Source organism: Aminobacter sp. P4_D5 (genome assembly GCF_056401815.1).
Genome location: NZ_JBFUIP010001100.1, coordinates 1 through 581 on the forward strand (window position 1 = coordinate 1; position 581 = coordinate 581).

The window sequence follows — 581 nt, forward strand, 5'->3', positions numbered from 1 at the left end:
CTGTCGTAGCGGAAGAGATGGGCATTGGCCTCGACGGAGCCGAGATCGTTGATCGCGACGAATTCGACGTCGTCGCGCCCGCTCTCGCAGGCGGCGCGGAGAACCAGACGACCGATGCGCCCGAAGCCGTTGATCGCGACCTTAACCGTCATTTGCTTCCATCCTGTGCCAGAAGTTTCGTAGCTGCCGCGACGACCGCGGCGGGCGTGATGCCGAAATGCTCGAAGAGCTTCTCGGCGGGCGCCGAAGCGCCGAAGCCGGTCATGCCGATGAAGGCGGAGTTGGCGCCGAGCCAGCGCTCCCAGCCGAAGCCGATCGCGGCCTCGATGCCGATACGCGGGGCGTCGCCGAGGGTGGCGGCGCGATAGGCCTCGTCCTGCTGGGCGAAGAGCTCCCAGGAGGGCAGGGAGACGACGGCGGCGGCGATACCCTGCTCGGCAAGCTGGGCGCGGGCCGTCATGGCGAGGCCGACCTCGCTGCCGGTGGCGATGAGAGTCACCGCGCGGGCGCCCTCGGCTTCCGCGAGGACATAGCCGCCGCGGGCGGAGCGGTTTTCGCCGGCATCGTCGCGCAACGCAGGC

2 protein-coding genes are annotated in these 581 nt (G+C 69.5%); both read right to left on the bottom strand.

Going from position 1 to position 581, the window contains the following annotated elements:
• Positions 1 to 152: glyceraldehyde 3-phosphate dehydrogenase NAD-binding domain-containing protein (locus AC1DWF_RS36885; RefSeq protein WP_476843382.1), on the bottom strand; the 152-nt coding region annotated here is incomplete at its 3' end.
• Positions 149 to 581 (bottom strand): transketolase-like TK C-terminal-containing protein (locus AC1DWF_RS36890; RefSeq protein ID WP_476843381.1); only part of this gene is annotated, 433 nt, incomplete at its 5' end. The genes AC1DWF_RS36890 and AC1DWF_RS36885, both read right to left, overlap by 4 nt.